General features: G+C 68.7%; 19 protein-coding genes and 1 rRNA gene. 7 read left to right on the forward strand and 13 right to left on the reverse strand.

The annotated features are described in order from the left end of the window. Nucleotides 1–63: 63 nt before the first annotated feature. The 4 genes from FM051_RS23480 to FM051_RS23495 form a co-directional block, all read right to left on the reverse strand. Nucleotides 64–315 carry a transcriptional regulator gene (locus FM051_RS23480; RefSeq protein WP_238412594.1) on the reverse strand — a complete coding sequence of 84 codons (252 nt, stop codon included), beginning with the start codon at nt 313–315 and terminating at the stop codon, nt 64–66. Then, complete coding sequence (locus FM051_RS23485; RefSeq protein ID WP_158846795.1) at nt 312–635, reverse strand: hypothetical protein; 324 nt, start codon at nt 633–635, stop codon at nt 312–314. The genes FM051_RS23480 and FM051_RS23485 overlap by 4 nt, the downstream gene beginning before the upstream one ends. Before the next feature lie 13 nt (nt 636–648). Continuing rightward, complete coding sequence (locus FM051_RS23490) at nt 649–1,080, reverse strand: hypothetical protein (RefSeq protein WP_158846796.1); 432 nt, start codon at nt 1,078–1,080, stop codon at nt 649–651. 138 nt (nt 1,081–1,218) lie between these two features. Then, complete coding sequence (locus tag FM051_RS23495; RefSeq protein ID WP_238412595.1) at nt 1,219–1,968, reverse strand: GntR family transcriptional regulator; 750 nt, start codon at nt 1,966–1,968, stop codon at nt 1,219–1,221. Between the two features lie 102 nt (nt 1,969–2,070). Between FM051_RS23495 and FM051_RS23500 the strand changes: the two genes are divergently transcribed. Continuing rightward, a complete protein-coding gene (locus FM051_RS23500) occupies nt 2,071–2,496 on the forward strand; it encodes an NUDIX hydrolase (protein ID WP_158846800.1) in 426 nt (141 codons plus the stop codon). A gap of 323 nt (nt 2,497–2,819) precedes the next feature. On the opposite strand, the gene FM051_RS23505 is transcribed toward FM051_RS23500, so the two are convergent. Next, nucleotides 2,820–3,389 (reverse strand): hypothetical protein, encoded by a 570-nt coding sequence (locus tag FM051_RS23505; RefSeq protein ID WP_158846802.1) that lies wholly within the window; start codon nt 3,387–3,389, stop codon nt 2,820–2,822. Nucleotides 3,390–3,875: 486 nt separating this feature from the next. On the opposite strand from FM051_RS23505, the gene FM051_RS23510 reads away from it, so the two are divergent. Both FM051_RS23510 and FM051_RS23515 read left to right on the forward strand, forming a co-directional pair. Further along, a complete protein-coding gene (locus FM051_RS23510) occupies nt 3,876–4,499 on the forward strand; it encodes a hypothetical protein (protein WP_158846804.1) in 624 nt (207 codons plus the stop codon). Further along, entirely contained in the window at nt 4,436–4,777 is a 342-nt protein-coding gene (locus tag FM051_RS23515; protein WP_158846806.1) for a hypothetical protein, read from the forward strand. Before FM051_RS23510 ends, FM051_RS23515 begins: the two co-directional genes overlap by 64 nt. Before the next feature lie 138 nt (nt 4,778–4,915). Here FM051_RS23515 and FM051_RS23520 read toward each other — a convergent pair whose 3' ends face one another. Beyond that, nucleotides 4,916–5,320, reverse strand: a complete 405-nt coding sequence (locus FM051_RS23520; RefSeq protein WP_158846808.1) for a YkvA family protein — start codon at nt 5,318–5,320, stop codon at nt 4,916–4,918. Further along, nucleotides 5,321–5,968 carry a hypothetical protein gene (locus tag FM051_RS23525; RefSeq protein WP_158846810.1) on the reverse strand — a complete coding sequence of 216 codons (648 nt, stop codon included), beginning with the start codon at nt 5,966–5,968 and terminating at the stop codon, nt 5,321–5,323. 188 nt (nt 5,969–6,156) lie between these two features. On the opposite strand from FM051_RS23525, the gene FM051_RS23530 reads away from it, so the two are divergent. Then, the gene (locus FM051_RS23530) at nt 6,157–6,372 is read left to right on the forward strand and encodes a hypothetical protein (RefSeq protein WP_158846812.1); all 216 of its coding nucleotides are present in this window, start codon (nt 6,157–6,159) and stop codon (nt 6,370–6,372) included. A 77-nt stretch (nt 6,373–6,449) separates the two neighbouring features. Here FM051_RS23530 and FM051_RS23535 read toward each other — a convergent pair whose 3' ends face one another. From FM051_RS23535 to FM051_RS23550, 4 genes are all read right to left on the reverse strand, one after another. Then, the gene (locus tag FM051_RS23535; RefSeq protein ID WP_158846814.1) at nt 6,450–7,379 is read right to left on the reverse strand and encodes an NADP-dependent oxidoreductase; all 930 of its coding nucleotides are present in this window, start codon (nt 7,377–7,379) and stop codon (nt 6,450–6,452) included. Nucleotides 7,380–7,391: 12 nt separating this feature from the next. After that, nucleotides 7,392–10,334 carry a bifunctional [glutamine synthetase] adenylyltransferase/[glutamine synthetase]-adenylyl-L-tyrosine phosphorylase gene (locus FM051_RS23540; protein WP_158846816.1) on the reverse strand — a complete coding sequence of 981 codons (2,943 nt, stop codon included), beginning with the start codon at nt 10,332–10,334 and terminating at the stop codon, nt 7,392–7,394. A gap of 145 nt (nt 10,335–10,479) precedes the next feature. After that, nucleotides 10,480–11,217, reverse strand: a complete 738-nt coding sequence (locus FM051_RS23545; RefSeq protein ID WP_162470735.1) for a type 1 glutamine amidotransferase — start codon at nt 11,215–11,217, stop codon at nt 10,480–10,482. Nucleotides 11,218–11,232: 15 nt separating this feature from the next. Next, a complete protein-coding gene (locus tag FM051_RS23550) occupies nt 11,233–11,685 on the reverse strand; it encodes a rhodanese-like domain-containing protein (RefSeq protein WP_158846818.1) in 453 nt (150 codons plus the stop codon). 79 nt (nt 11,686–11,764) lie between these two features. On the opposite strand from FM051_RS23550, the gene FM051_RS23555 reads away from it, so the two are divergent. The 3 genes from FM051_RS23555 to FM051_RS23565 are packed head-to-tail and all read left to right on the forward strand — an operon-like array spanning nt 11,765 to nt 13,081. Further along, a complete protein-coding gene (locus FM051_RS23555) occupies nt 11,765–12,229 on the forward strand; it encodes an Lrp/AsnC family transcriptional regulator (protein WP_158846820.1) in 465 nt (154 codons plus the stop codon). A gap of 31 nt (nt 12,230–12,260) precedes the next feature. Further along, nucleotides 12,261–12,878 (forward strand): DUF2975 domain-containing protein, encoded by a 618-nt coding sequence (locus FM051_RS23560; RefSeq protein WP_158846822.1) that lies wholly within the window; start codon nt 12,261–12,263, stop codon nt 12,876–12,878. Continuing rightward, complete coding sequence (locus tag FM051_RS23565; RefSeq protein WP_158846824.1) at nt 12,875–13,081, forward strand: helix-turn-helix domain-containing protein; 207 nt, start codon at nt 12,875–12,877, stop codon at nt 13,079–13,081. Before FM051_RS23560 ends, FM051_RS23565 begins: the two co-directional genes overlap by 4 nt. On the opposite strand, the gene FM051_RS23570 is transcribed toward FM051_RS23565, so the two are convergent. Both FM051_RS23570 and rrf read right to left on the reverse strand, forming a co-directional pair. Next, nucleotides 13,062–13,925: a GNAT family N-acetyltransferase gene (locus tag FM051_RS23570; RefSeq protein ID WP_158846826.1), complete on the reverse strand. Its 864-nt coding sequence runs from the start codon at nt 13,923–13,925 to the stop codon at nt 13,062–13,064. The two genes, FM051_RS23565 and FM051_RS23570, sit on opposite strands and share 20 nt — an antisense overlap. A gap of 69 nt (nt 13,926–13,994) precedes the next feature. Next, a 5S ribosomal RNA gene (gene rrf, locus FM051_RS23575) occupies nt 13,995–14,111 on the reverse strand. Nucleotides 14,112–14,115: the final 4 nt, after the last annotated feature.

Genomic DNA, 14,115 nt, shown 5'->3' on the forward strand with positions numbered 1-14,115 from the left:
GTCTCCCCGCGACCCATGCCAACCGGCCGCTATCTGTTCAGTTGTCACGCGCACACAGCGCGGTCACTCGTTGTCGTCAACCTCGAACAGGTCCTCGAACGCCATCGGCGCAAGAGCCTTCAAAGCACCGGCGATGAACCCCGGACCCGGCATTAGCTCACCGGTCCGCACGCGCTTCACCGTCGACCGATTCAGCCCCATCGCCTTGGCCAACGCGTACTCCGACCGGAATCCCGCCAACGCCATCGCGCGCCCGAACGAGCCCGCCCGGAGGAAAACCGCAAACCTCGGCTTGGCCCCGGCGGCATCGGTCATCGCCCCCGACTCCCCGGACCCGACTCCCCATAGATCGAGGCGTCGGACAGCACAGTGCCGTTCGACAAGCCGTGCCCCAGCGTCGGCATCAGCGCGTGATTCGGCGACGGATCGAGCACTCCCGCAAGGAAGTACGCGCACCTGGCCAGCTCGGTCAGGAAGGCAGCCAACCTCTCCCGCCCGTCCTCACCCTCCGGCAGCCCCAACACGACCTCACCGGGGTCCATCGTCAGCCGCAGCCCGTACCAGTCCGTCCCCGGCTGCGTGACCACCTCCGGCTTGGCGTTCGGACCAGGCGTCAACAAACCTTCCAACTCCACGATCCGTCCCTTCTCAGGCCGCAACCGGCGGAGCGCCCGCCGACGAGTCCGACTTGCCGTTGCCCCGACGCCCCTTGACCGCGTCCTGCGGCGACACCATCTCCTCAGCCCAGACCGTCCAGTTCACCCAGCCGTCCCGCACATACGGCGACACCCTCAACCCCGTGAACACCGCTGGCCGGAACGGCGTACCGGGCAGCACCTCCGGCGGAACCGGCTGGTACTCCGACGCGATCTTCACCACCGCACCGGTGTTCTTCCCCTTCGCAGACGGGTCCGTGCCCTGCACCGTCCACACCGGCAGCCCCGACACCTTGTCCAGCGCCGGACGCGGTGCCTTCCCCTCGTTGAACTCCTGCGCCCGCTCCACCTTCAGCACGTAGAACCCTTGCGGGAACAGCTCGTCGAAGGTGATCGGGAACCTGTGACCAGCAGGAATAGCCATCGTTGAAACCCTTCTCGATCTTGCGGGGCTCCTCGATCGGAGCCGATCAGCTCACCTAGTCCTCTAGACAAGTTCACCGTACCTAGTCGTCTAGAGGAGTTCAACTACTCCGCCTTTCTCTTCGCTTTTGCAACCAACTCACTTGGCCGGGACGTCGTACTCCAGCACGAACGACGTGGCCACCTTGACCGTGTCGCAGACCTCGACCGGTGTGCCGTTGGTGTCGAAGGCCGTGCGAACCAGCGTCAGCACCGGCGCCCCAGACCCGATCTCCAGTGCCTTGCGCTCGTCGGGTGACGGCATCCGGGCCGATACTTCCTCGGTGAAGTGCGCCAGCTCGTGCCCGGCGTCCTCGATCCGGGCGTAGATGCCACCAGGCCCGGTGTTGACCTCCGCGATGGCCGTGCCCTTGGCGATCGACTCGGGGATGTAGGACGTGGCGATCTCGACCGGCCGCCCGTCAGCGAGGTAGCGACGAGACCGGACGATCACCCGCTCCCGAGGCTTGAGCTTCAGTCGCTCCGCCACCTCGGCCGAGGCCGCCTCATTGGTGACCCTGATCTGATCAACGCCAGGAACGTGACCGGCCGCCTCGGCCTCAGCAAGGAAGGCCGACTTCCCCTCCTGCCGATGCCGCCGCGCGAACCGATCCGACGCCAACCGACGCACCGGCGGAGCCGACCGCACGAACACACCCTTGCCATGCTGCGCCACCACCAGGCCCTCGGATCGCAGCTCCTTGATCGCCTCACGAACCGTCATCCGAGCCACGCCGTAGTGCTCGATCAACACCGCCTCGGACGGCAACTGCTCACCAGGAGCCAGGCGGCCACGCTCGATGTGCTGGCGCAGGATGTCCGCGATCTGGCGGTACGGCGGACGGTCCACCGATCTGTCTATAGTTCCTAGATCGAGCATGGCCACCTACTCCTACAGACGACTAGACGTGTTCATGCTCCCACAGGTCCACTCAGCGACGAAAGCGGGAGAATGGCCGACACGCCGCGTCATTCGGTCAGCGTCGCCGGAATCGTGGTCAACGATTCGGGGCAAGTACTGGTCATCCGCCGCAGGGACAACGGCCACTGGGAGCCACCGGGCGGAGTGCTGGAGATGGCCGAGACGTTCGAGGAGGGCGTCAGGCGAGAAGTCCTTGAGGAGACCGGCATCTCGGTCCAGGTCGAACGCCTGACCGGCGTCTACAAGAACATGCGACGCGGCATCGTGGCCCTGGTCTACCGCTGCAGCCCGCTGGACGAGCCCGACCAGGCCACCGCCGAGGCGACCGAGATCCGTTGGATGACGCTGGACGAAGTCCGCGAAGCAATGTCACCGGCATACGCAGTGCGAGTGACCGATGCGTTCGAGTCCGAATTGCACACTCGCGCTCACGACGGCGTCAACCTTCTGCCGTAGCCGCTGCTGAATTCTGCTGTATGGGATCAAGGCGCGCCGCCTGCGGCGACGCGCAGCCAGTCCCGCCTCACGTTTGCACCGACTCCCCGCATCGCGGCACGCCGGGCTCCCGCTCCGCTCCGCCCGTCGGCCGCGCGCGGAGTCGGTGCACGTGGCCGGGAAGGCGGCGCGCTACGCAAACACGAACTGCCGCCAAGCCACTTCCAGCCACCAGGGCCGGGACGATCGCGCGGTCACACGGCTCCCAGCGCTGGGCACGGCGATCGACTGCCGCGACGGCTCCGCCGCCTTGCCACGGAGTAATTCCGCTACTTATCGATGCCTTATCGGACACGTTGAGGCTCGCCGTAACCAGTCCGACGCCATCGCGCACCCTCCGCATCGAGAAAGCTGAAGGTTATGTCGATGGGATGCTTCTCGTATACGTATTTTTGACCCTCAGCATCCTCAAAGAACAGGCTTGTAAATTTTTCATCCTGCGGTCCAATGACATGAGCCAAGAGATACGGCTCCGAGCTATCCGCCTTGCCTCCAGCCAGCTTCCATTTCACGTACGTAACCTCTCCAACGCGAATCTTCACGTCTTCAATTTTCACGTCCATAACAGGATGCGTGCCGTGGTTGCTGATCACCAAGGCTAGCCATTGACTGTAAAAAGGGCCGTCGTCAAGTTTCCTCTCAGTTGAGCCTGTAACTGTCGCCGCCCGTGCAGCTTGCTGCTCCTTTTGTTCTTTCCTGCGAGATCTGGAATCACGAGTGGCAAGCATTAGGGCGACGACAACAGCCGCTATGCTGCCAATGCCGCCCGCCCACTGGCCCCATGCGGCAAAGACGTCTGTATCGACTGGCCCCCAGGGCATAGGCACGTGAGAATCTCCGGTTTCCGACATCATCGGCGCAGGCTAGCTCTAACGCATGATCAGGCCGTCTTCAGGCCGTCAGACGTGGATCAGCGTTGGTCAATGACGGTGAACGTCGAGGGAGAACGAGCAGGTCAGGCATGGTGCAGTAGGGCGAACCGCAGGTCACCGCCGACTGCTGACAGTCCTACGACGTGTGAGCCTCGCGGCCGCAGCAGCGCGTTGAGCGCTGAGTCGTGACGATGGCCCGCCAGCCCTCAGCTGGCGGGCCATCGCGCATCTGCACGCCTGCGTCCCGGAGGCCGGCTGAGGCCGCCGACCGGCCGGGATCTCAGCGGACCCGATGGCCGCCTGAAGTTTTTCCTCTTTTTTCGGGACCACATCGGGGACAACTCGTCGTCGCGCCGGGACTACATTCGGGCAAGTAACGTCTTGCCGCGAATAAACGGCTCGGAGTGGAGGCTGTCAGTGCCGACAAAGGGTTCACGGGCGAGAACGTCCCCACTCACCCGCATTCACATGAATGCGACGACGCGACGCCTTCGCGGCGCCGTGCTCGCCATTCTCACCACTGGCATGGTGCTCAGCGCGACGAGTGGAACGGCGAACGCGGCGGAAACGGCGAATGGCGGTCCGGAAGCCGGCGCCGAGGCAGCTGATTTCCCCACGCAGGACCCACTGCAGTGCACGCCTTTCAACAGCACGGCAGACGCACGGGAAGCTGCGGACAACGCGGCTGCGGTGGTCACCGCCTGGGCCGCCTTCAGTGACGTCCCCGGAGCCGAAGAGCTTTACCGCGACTACCTCACACCGGGCAAGTTCTCCCCGCACCGGAAGAATCTCAACCAAATCTACTCGAAGTCGGTCACCGATCAGGTCATCGGCCAGTTCCGCACGGCGAAAGAAACAGGTGACGCCGTTTCCGGGATGGTCGGCGGGCTCAAGAACAAGATCCTCACCGCGCCGCGCAGGTTCGGGGTCGAGTACGACCTCAGGCGGGTGGGACTGGGACGGAACGTCCCATTTCCTGGAGCGACCTGTCCACCACCCCCGGCTTCATCGCCGGTGGACTCAGCGGGGTGGTGCTACCGGACGACACGTCCTTCGCGGACGTTCGCGATATCACCGGGAAGTACACGCTGACCAAGACGGTTTCCAACGGAGAACCCAGGGTCACCCTTGGTCTGCACCACCTGAGCCTGACCGTGAAAGATTCCATCGACTTCTGCCCCGGCAACCTCGGCGCCGGCCTCATCCGCGACGTCGCCCTGGGCATGAGCCGCCTCGAACGGACTCCTTACCAGGACGGAAAGGAGTGCGGCGGCAAGTCGAGCTGCACGTATGCGAAGCCGGTCCTCTTCAAGGTCACGGTGCCGCTGGACGATGTCTCCGTCGACGTGACGGACGTGGTGAAGCCCTGACGTCCTGCCAGGCCTGGCCGACCACCCGTTCGGTGGTCGGCAGGCTGCGGGCGCCACGGCGCAGTTGCACGGGCAGCAGCCAGTCGCGGAAGAACTCGTGGAACGCGGGCAGGTTCGCGGGGACCGCCGTGCAGATCCTCATCCGGTACCGGAATCGACCCCGACCAGCCTGCGCACCACGGCCAGGCCCTCCGGTGTGCCGGGCCAGTGCTCCGCCACCAGCTCGGGCCCCGCCGCACGGATCACCGAGCGGAGCACCCAGCTGACCAGGATCGCGTCGTCCGCGTAGCCGAGCACCGGGATGAAGTCCGGCACCAGGTCGAACGGCAGGGCGAGGTACGCCAGCAGCAGCCACAGCCGGACCCGCGCCGAACGGGGCACCCGGGGGTCACGGGCGAGGCGGGCGACGAGGCGCAGCACGTCCGGCAGCAGCCGCACGGCCAACGCCAGTGCCCCGCCCCGCGGCCGGACCAGGAACAGGCCCAGGAGCAGCACCAGCCACAGGCCGAGCAGCCCCAGGACGACACCGAGGAGGACGTCCACCTACTTGGGGATCGGAATCCCGCTCACGGTCACCGCACCCCCGGTGGGCGCGAGCTGGCCGATGATCCCGGCGAACGTCAGCGAGAACGTCGTGCTCGACGCGCCGACCCGCTGGTCCAGCTCGACGAACCCGTTGATGCTGGAGTTCCTCGCGATCGACACCGGCCACCGGCTGGTCGACGGGGACGCGCCGTAGCTGCGCTGCGCGTCGTCGACCGCCGAGATGGACGCGACCGGCAGGTCCATCTTCGCGGTGCTGGCGTTTATGGCGGTGACGAACACCTTGAGGCGGCCACCCAGGCTCTCGACCTTGGTGACTTCCACGGTGAGCAGGCCGCGCGCCTGCTTCCACGCTCCGGTGACGGTCTTGTTCTCCGCGCTGGGCGGCGCGTCGTCCGCCGACGAGGAGGACGGGGCCGAACCCACCGCGCCGTCCAGGGTGCCGCCGCCGATGGTCTCGTCGGACGTGCGGGTCGGCGTGGTCGGGGCCGTCGACGAGGTTTCGCCCAGGCTGAAGCTCAACGCGCCGACGCCGACCGTGCCCGCCGTAACGGCCTGGATCACGCCGAGAAGCACGAGCACGCCGAGCATGACCATGCTGATCTTGAGAACTGCGCTGCTCTTCTTGCGGTGAATCTCGTCGTCCATGACGTCCTTCGTCCGGGCGCACGCGTGCGAATACGAATCTCCCCCGTGAGTAGCGACAGTCTCGACATAGGGAACGCCAATAGTCAATGCGCAGAGGCCCCTGATCGACAGTGCGTAGCCCCCAATCAACACGCCGTCGACACGGGGCTGCCCGTGCCCCGATCGGGAAGTGAGGTTAGGGTCACGCCGTGTCTGATGACGTCGCAACCACCGCGCAGGTGCTGTCCACCAACATCTTCGACTCCGCCGCCGAGGCGATCGAGGCGATCGGCGCCGCCGACGTGCTCGGTCTCGGTGTCCGGGTGTCGAACCGCCTCGTCCAGGACGAGGAGTCCGACGACACTCTCGTTGAGGAGTGGATCGTCGAACTGCTCACCTCGGTTCCGACCGCCGACGAGGAGTGAGGCAGCCGAAGGGCCCCCGCCCTCGACGGGGGCCCTTCACCCAAGCCCGAGCCCAAGCCCAAGCTGTGTAACGCAAATCACACCGTCAGCACGACCTTGCCCCGCACGTGCCTGCCTTCCAGCAGCCGGTGCGCGTCGGCGGCCCGCGCCAGCGGGAACGTCTGCTGCACCTCCACCTTCAACGCACCCGACCCGGCGTGCCCGGCCAGCCACTCCAGATCCGCGGCGACGGGCTTGGCGTACGCGTACCGCCCGCCGAGCTCCAGCACGTTGGTGTCCACAATGGACACGATCCGGGCCGGGTCGCGGACCAGGGCGGGTGAGTCGTTGAGCGCCGCGCCGCCGACGCAGTCGAACGCCACGTCGACCAGCCCGTCGCCGCCGATCAGCTCGGCCACGTTGTCCACCAGCGCGTCCCCGTAGGCCACCGGCTCCACGCCGAGCGACCGGAGGAAGTCGTGGTTGCGCGGCGACGCCGTGCCGATGACCCGCGACGCGCCCATGATCCGCGCCACCTGCACGGCGAGGTGCCCGACACCGCCGGCGGCGGCGTGCACGAGCACCGTGTCACCGGCGGACACACCGACCTTCCGCAACGCCTGCACGGCCGTCAGCCCGGTCAGCGCGAGCCCACCCGCCTCCTCGAACGACAACGACGCCGGCTTGTGCGCCAACCCGCGCTCGGTGGCCGCGATCAGCTCCGCGTACGTGCCGTGCTGCACGTGGTCCTTGCGCTGGTAGCCGAACACCTCGTCGCCGACCTTGAACCCGTCCACCGCGGGCCCCACGGCACGCACCACACCCGCCACGTCCCAACCGGGGATCAGCGGGAAGTGGTGCGGCAGCGAGCCCGCGACGTACCCCATGCGGACGTACCGGTCGACCGGGTTCACCCCCGCCGCCCGCACCTCGACCAACACCTGGTCGAGCGCGATCACCGGGTCCGGCAGCTCCCGCACCACGAGGACGTCGGCATCTCCGAATTCGTTCTGCGCGATCGCTTTCACGAACTCCAGTGTTCAGGAACCGTAGAAGATCCGCTCGATCACGGCCCGCGCGCGACGGGTCGTGCGGCGGTAGGAGTCCAGGAACTCGCCGGGATCGACGTCGTGCCCCATCACCGACGCCACCGCCGCCAGGTCGCGCCCGGTCGTCGGCAGCTGATCACCCGGCTTGCCGCGCACCAGCACGACCGCGTTGCGCGCCCTGGTCGCCATCACCCACGAGTCCATCAGCGCGGACGCGTCGTCCGGCGACATCAGCCGCGCCTCCGTGGCCGCACGCAGTCCGCGCACGGTCGACGGCGTGCGCAGGCCGGGCACCTCGAACGCGTGCTGCAACTGCAGCAGCTGCACGGTCCACTCGACGTCCGCGAGCCCGCCGCGTCCCAGCTTGGTGTGGGTGGACGGGTCGGCGCCGCGCGGCAGCCGTTCCGCCTCCACACGCGCCTTGATGCGCCGGATCTCCCGCACCGCCCCGGCGTCCAGACCTTCCGAGGGGTACCGCACCGGGCTGATCATCTCGATGAACCGCGCGCCCAGGTCCGCGTCACCCGCGATGAACCGGGCCCGCAGCAACGCCTGCGCCTCCCACAGCTCGGCCCACTGCGCGTAGTACGCCCGGTAGGACTCCAGGGTGCGCACCAGCGGCCCCTGCCTGCCCTCCGGCCGCAGGTCCGTGTCGACCTGCAACGCCGGGTCCTGGCTGGGCGCGCTGAGCAGCCGCCGCACCTGCTCCACCACGGACGACGCGTAACGGGCGGCGTCCGAGTCGGTCACGCCCGGCGCGGGCTCGCACACGAACATCACGTCGGCGTCCGAGCCGTACCCCAGCTCACGTCCGCCGAGCCGGCCCATGCCGATCACCGCGATCGACGCCAACCGCCCGCCCGAGGACCGCACCACGGCGTCCATCGCCGCCTGCAACACCGCCACCCACACCTCGGACAGCGACACGCACACCGTCCGCAACGGCACCAGCCCGAGCAGGTCCGCCGCCGCCACCCGCAGCAGCTCCTGGCGGCGCAGCGACCGGGCGGCGGTGACCGCGCGGTCCAGGTCGTTGTACCGGGACACCGCGCTGCGCAACGGGTTGCCGATGGTCATCGGGTCGCGGCCGACCAACGCCGTGGTGTCGGCCAGCAGCGGCAGCACCTCCGGCGCCCGCACCAGCAGGTCCGGCACGAACTTCGACGTGCCGAGCAGCGCGGCCAGCCGGTCGACCACCGTGGCCTCGTCCCGCAACAGCCGCAGGTACCAGGGCGTTTCGGCCAACGCCTCGGACACCCGCCGGTACGCCAGCAGACCGCCGTCCGGGTCGGGTGTGGTGGCGAACAGGTCGAGCAGCACCGGCAGCAACGCCGTCTGGATCCGGGCCCGCCGGGAAACACCCCTGGTCAACGCCTCGATGTGCTTCAACGCCCCGTCCGGGGCGGCATAACCCAACGCGGCGAGCCGTGCCGCCGCCTGGGACGTGGTCAACCTCAGCGCCTCCGTCGGCACGTTCGCGACAGCCTGCAACAGCGGCCGGTAGAACAGCTTCTCGTGCAGCCTGCGCACCTGGTTGGCGCGCTTGCGGAACTCGGCGAGCAGCACCTGGCTCTCCGACAGCCCGCCCTCGGCCTGCAACCCCGACGCGCGCGCCAGCCACCGCAACGCCGACACGTCGTCGTCCGCCGGGAACAGGTGCGTGCGCAGCAGCCGCTGCAACTGCAACCGGTGCTCCAACGTGCGCAGGAACCGGTAGGCGCGACCGAAGTCGGCGGCGTCCGTGCGGCCCACGTACCCGCCGAGCCCCAACGCGGCCAACGCCTGGGTCGTCGTGGTGATGCGCAGGTCCTCGTCACCGCGCCCGTGCACGAGCTGGAGCAACTGCACGGCGAACTCGACGTCCCGCAGCCCGCCGCGCCCCAGCTTCAGCTCCCGATCGGTCAGCCCGGCAGGCACGTGGTCCTCGACGCGACGGCGCATGGCCTGCACGTCGGGCACGAAGTTCTCCCGTTCGGCGGCCGTCCACACCAGCGGCCGCACCACGTCCATGTACCGCTGCCCCAGCTCCTCGTCACCGGCCACCGGCCGGGCCTTGAGCAGCGCCTGGAACTCCCACGTCCGCGCCCACCGCTGGTAGTAGGTGGCGTGGCCCTCCAGGGTTCGCACCAGAGCGCCCGACTTGCCCTCCGGCCGCAGCGCCGCGTCCACCTCGAAGCACGCCTGGCCCGCGATCTGCATCATCGTGCTGGCCAGCCGGGTCGCCACCGCGATATCGCCCTCGCCGACGAACACCACGTCCACGTCGCTGACGTAGTTCAGCTCCCGCGCCCCGCACTTGCCCATCGCGATCACCGCGAGCCGGCACTCGTCGAACCGCGGCACCTGCCGTGCGGCGACGTCCAGCGCGGCCCGCAACGCCGCCACCGCCAGGTCCGACAGCAGGGCCGCGACGTCGTCGTAACTCACGTACAGCTGCTCGGGCTCGACCACGTGCGCCAGGTCCTCGGCGGCGATCCGGCACAGCAGCGCCCGGTACTCCAGCCGCAACGCCCGCGCCGCGTCCGCGCCGGTCAGCCCTTCGACCGCGCCGACGAGGATCGGCGCGAACACCTCGGCGCCCACCGGGTCGACGGCGGCCAGGCCGCGCCAGCGGTCCGGGTTCGCGACCAGGAAGTCCGACAACGCGGTGGACGAGCCGAGCACCGCCAGCAGCCGTCCGCGCAACGCCTCGTTGTCCCGCAACGCCTGGTCCAGCTCGGGCCACTCGTCACCGAGCGCGATGCGCAGCCGGTCGGCACCCCGCAACGCCAGGTCCGGGTCCGGGCTGCGGGACAACGCAACCAGGATCTGCTCGTTGCCCTCGCTCGGCCGCCGCCCCTCCCACCAACCCGCGGCACGCAGGTGTTCACCGCTGCGCGTCTCGGTCAAGCCGAACCGCGCGGGGGACGTGGGGAGGCGAGCTGGATCGGTCATCGACGAACACCGTAGCCCGGTTCGGCGCGGGACGAAGCGTCAGCCGGCCACGATCAAGTAGATGCCGAACAACACTACGGTCACACACGCCGGCAGGCACGCCGCCGCGGCCGAGGGCGTGTGGCGAAACCTCACCGGAGGTTCGTCACACGAGCGGCAGACTCCGGTGGATCGTCAGCTCACCCGTGGCGAGGCGCACGAATCGTTCGGCGAACGGCTGCCAGACCTCCCGGATGTCCTCGTGCCCCTCGGCGAGCCTCTCCGGGGCGAGCAGTCCCGGACGAGCACCGGCCACGACGTCCGGGTACCCGGCCGCCCAGCGCAGAACCATCTCCGGCGTGGTCTCGATGTGGAACTGCACGCCGTAGGCGCGGTCACCGACGCGGAACGCCTGGTTGGCGCACTTCGGGGAGGACGCGAGCAGCAGCGCGGTCGGCGGCAGCAACCCGACCTCGTCCTCGTGGAACTGCAGCACGTCCGGCGTCCACGGCAGCTCCCCGAACAACGGGTCACCGCTCGCCGCGTCCCGCTTCGCCACCAGGTTCAGGCCGATCTCGGGCCCGTGCGGACTGCGCCGCACCTGCCCACCGGTGGCCGCCGCGAGCAGCTGCGCGCCGAGGCAGACCGCGAGCAGCGGCACCCGCTTGGCCACCGCGTGGGACAGGAGTTTGCGCACGTCCGCGAGCCACGGGTGCGCGACGTCGTCCAACGCCCCCATCGCACCGCCCAGGCACACCACGCCCTGGTAGCCGTCGAGCGTGTCCGGCACCGGCTCCTCGTAGGGCTTCACCACGTCCAGCACCGCCCCGGCGGCGGTCAACCACTCGCCGAGGCGGGCGGGCGGGTCGTCGTGGTCGGGTTGCAGCACGAGCAGGCGGGTCACCCGACCGAGGGTAGATCAGCAGTCGCAGGTGATGCCGTGCAGGCCCGCGCCCCCCACCGGGTGACCCTCCGCTGAGTGACCCTCCACTGGGTAGCCGGCCGCCTGCCACGTCGTGATGCCGCCGGCCAGCCGCTTCACCTTGAACCCGAGCCGTGACAGCTTGAGCGCGCCCTTGGTCGCGGCGTTGCACTCGAAGCTCTCGCAGTAGCAGACGTAGACGAGGTCGCGGTCCCAGTCGGCGGTCGTCGTCCCGTCGATCTCCCAGTGCGGGAGGTTGATCGCGCCGGGGATGCGTGCGCGCTCGAATGCCTCGGGGCTGCGGGTCTCGACGAGTTGGAAGCCCTCGGTGGTGCCTGCCTTCAGGTCGCGGACCACGTCGTCCGGGTCGGCCTCGAAGGCCAGTTCCGCGGCGAAGAACGCGGCGGCGGAAGCGGGGTCGGCGGCGGGGAAGCGGAGTGTGTTGGTCATGAGTAAATGGTCGCTGACCAGCGTGTTCTTCCCCATGGAGAAGTCCAGGTGAACGGGCGCTCCCGCTTACGATTCCACGGTGGAACTGGATGATCTGGATTGGAAGTTGTTGGACCTGCTCCAGCGGGACGGGCGGATGACGTTCACCGAGCTGGCCAAGCGGGTCTCGCTGTCCGCGCCCGCGACGACCGAGCGCGTGCGGCGGCTGGAGCACGCCGGGATCGTCACCGGGTACGCGGCGGTGGTCGACCCGCAACGGCTCGGGCTGCCGATCGAGGCCATCGTCCGGGTGCGCGTGCGCAGCCTGGACACGCCGCGGTTCCGCGAACGGGTGGTGACCATGGCGCAGGTGCGCGACGCGGACCACGTGACCGGCGACGACTGCTGGCTGCTGCGCGTGGTGTGCCGGTCGACGATCGAGCTGGAGGAGTTCGTGGAGCAGGCCCAGCGGTACGGCGACACGACCACGTCCCTGGTGTTCTCCTCCCACGCCCGCAACCGGCCTGTCACGCGGGAGATCTTCGGGGGTATCGTTTCTCGATAACATCGATAAACGATATGCCGGGGGATGCGTCATGACGAAGGGGAACCCGTTGCAGCCGTTGACCGGCGTGGTCCGCGCCATGTGGTCGATCACGGCCGTCGCCTTCCTGCTCGGTGTGGTGCTCAAGGTTTACAACGCGATCGGCGAGACCACGCTGTGCTTCACTTCCGCGGTGGTCACCGGCCAGTTCAGCGCGGAGCCCCAAGCCCAGGGCGGGTTGCGGGACGGCGTCTCGAACTACCCGACCGAGCTGCGCTACTGCGCGGTCAACCCGACCGGCGGCAACCGCGTGCTCGGCTTCTTCGACGGCGTCCCGACCTGGTTCGTCTACGCGGCGCTGTTCTTCCTGCTGCTCAGGCTGCTCGAACGGGCCACCGACGAAGGCGTCCACACCGCCGGCACGGCTGACCGGCTGCGGAGTTTCGGGTGGTTCACGCTCGTCGCGGCGCCCGCGGCCACACTGGTCGAAGCCTTCGTGCGCACCCTGTTGTTGAGGCGCGCAGTCACGTACGAAGTGTCCATGATGGAGTTCACGCGCGACTGGACCGCGCCGTGGTGGGCCGTGGTCACCGGGTTGGGCATGCTGTCGCTGGCCAAGATCATGCGGAGCAGCGCGGAGATGCGCGAGGAGCTAGAAGGAACCGTGTGACCATCCAGGTACACCTCGACCGGCTGCTGGCCGAGCGCGGGATGACGTTGACCGAGCTGTCCGAACGCGTGGGCGTGACCGTGGTCAACCTGTCGGTCCTCAAGAACGGCCGCGCCAGGGCGATCCGGTTCAGCACGCTCACCGCGTTGTGCGAGGTACTCGACTGCCAGCCGGGCGACCTGCTCAGCTACCGGCAGGGGTGAACACGAACTCCGCCGAGTCGACCACCGGCCGGAACCCGATCCGCTGGTAGATCGAGTTCGACGTCGGGTTCGCCAGGTCGGTGTAGAGCACGACGTGCTCCGCGCCGTTCTCCCGTGCCCACGTCGCGCAGGCCGCCGTGGCCGCCGCGCCGTAACCGTTCCTGCGGTGCTCGGGCGGGGTGTAGACGGGGCCGATGCGGGACATGCCGGACACCGGGGCGTTCGCCGCCGCCCACGACACGGGCGTGTCGCCGACGTACCAGATCAGGTGACCGTTCCCGGCGGCCAGGCTGATGCGCAGGATTCGCTCCGAACGGTCCTCGCTGCCCTCGTCACGGGCCTGCGCGGTCGCTTCGACGGCGAACTCCGTGCGCCAGTGGGCGAGCAGGTCGAGGTCGTCCGGGGTTGCCAGGCGTGCGGTGCCGGGGACGTCCGGTGGGACGAGGTCGCCCAGCTCGTACAGGCGCAACGCCATGTGCTCGTGGGCGCCGCAGCCGGTGCGTGCCACCCAGGCGACGACGAACGGTTCCACCGACTCGCGCGGACCGTTGACGCCGGGCAGTTCCACCTCGCCTGCCAACGCGTCGGCCACCGCGTCCACCCACTGCGGTGCGACACCGCTGAGTGTCAGCGGCCACGGCGGCGTGCGCAGTGCTGCGGCCACCAGGACGCCGTCTTCCGTGACGGTGACCAGCAATGGTGGTTCGTCGTCCGGGTCGGGGTGGTTGAGCCGGCGGTCGACCGCGGCGATGGGGATGGTGTGGAACACCGGGTCGGCGTTGAAGAAGTCCTCGGTCCGCTCCCAGAACTCCGCCAGGTCGTCGTGTCTCGTCACCTCGGCCACAAACGGACCGTAACGCAAAAAAGCCCTCAGGGGCACCCGACCGTATCGGGTGCCCCTGAGGGAAAGAATGTTCGGCGGCGTCCTACTCTCCCACACCCTCACGAGTGCAGTACCATCGGCGCTGGAAGGCTTAACTACCGGGTTCGGAATGGGACCGGGTGTTCCCCAACCGCAATGACCACCGAAACAC

Source organism: Saccharothrix deserti (assembly GCF_009769385.1).
In the GTDB taxonomy this organism is placed as follows: Bacteria; Actinomycetota; Actinomycetes; order Mycobacteriales; family Pseudonocardiaceae; genus Actinosynnema; species Actinosynnema deserti.

Bases quoted from the DNA above. Each gene is read 5' to 3' on its own strand.
- FM051_RS23480 (WP_238412594.1), bottom strand. From the start codon at position 315: ATGACCGATGCCGCCGGGGCCAAGCCGAGGTTTGCGGTTTTCCTCCGG.
- FM051_RS23490 (WP_158846796.1), bottom strand. From the start codon at position 1,080: ATGGCTATTCCTGCTGGTCACAGGTTCCCGATCACCTTCGACGAGCTG.
- FM051_RS23500 (WP_158846800.1), top strand. From the start codon at position 2,071: ATGGCCGACACGCCGCGTCATTCGGTCAGCGTCGCCGGAATCGTGGTC.
- FM051_RS23505 (WP_158846802.1), bottom strand. From the start codon at position 3,389: ATGATGTCGGAAACCGGAGATTCTCACGTGCCTATGCCCTGGGGGCCA.
- FM051_RS23510 (WP_158846804.1), top strand. From the start codon at position 3,876: ATGAATGCGACGACGCGACGCCTTCGCGGCGCCGTGCTCGCCATTCTC.
- FM051_RS23525 (WP_158846810.1), bottom strand. From the start codon at position 5,968: ATGGACGACGAGATTCACCGCAAGAAGAGCAGCGCAGTTCTCAAGATC.
- FM051_RS23540 (WP_158846816.1), bottom strand. From the start codon at position 10,334: ATGACCGATCCAGCTCGCCTCCCCACGTCCCCCGCGCGGTTCGGCTTG.
- FM051_RS23550 (WP_158846818.1), bottom strand. From the start codon at position 11,685: ATGACCAACACACTCCGCTTCCCCGCCGCCGACCCCGCTTCCGCCGCC.
- FM051_RS23560 (WP_158846822.1), top strand. From the start codon at position 12,261: ATGACGAAGGGGAACCCGTTGCAGCCGTTGACCGGCGTGGTCCGCGCC.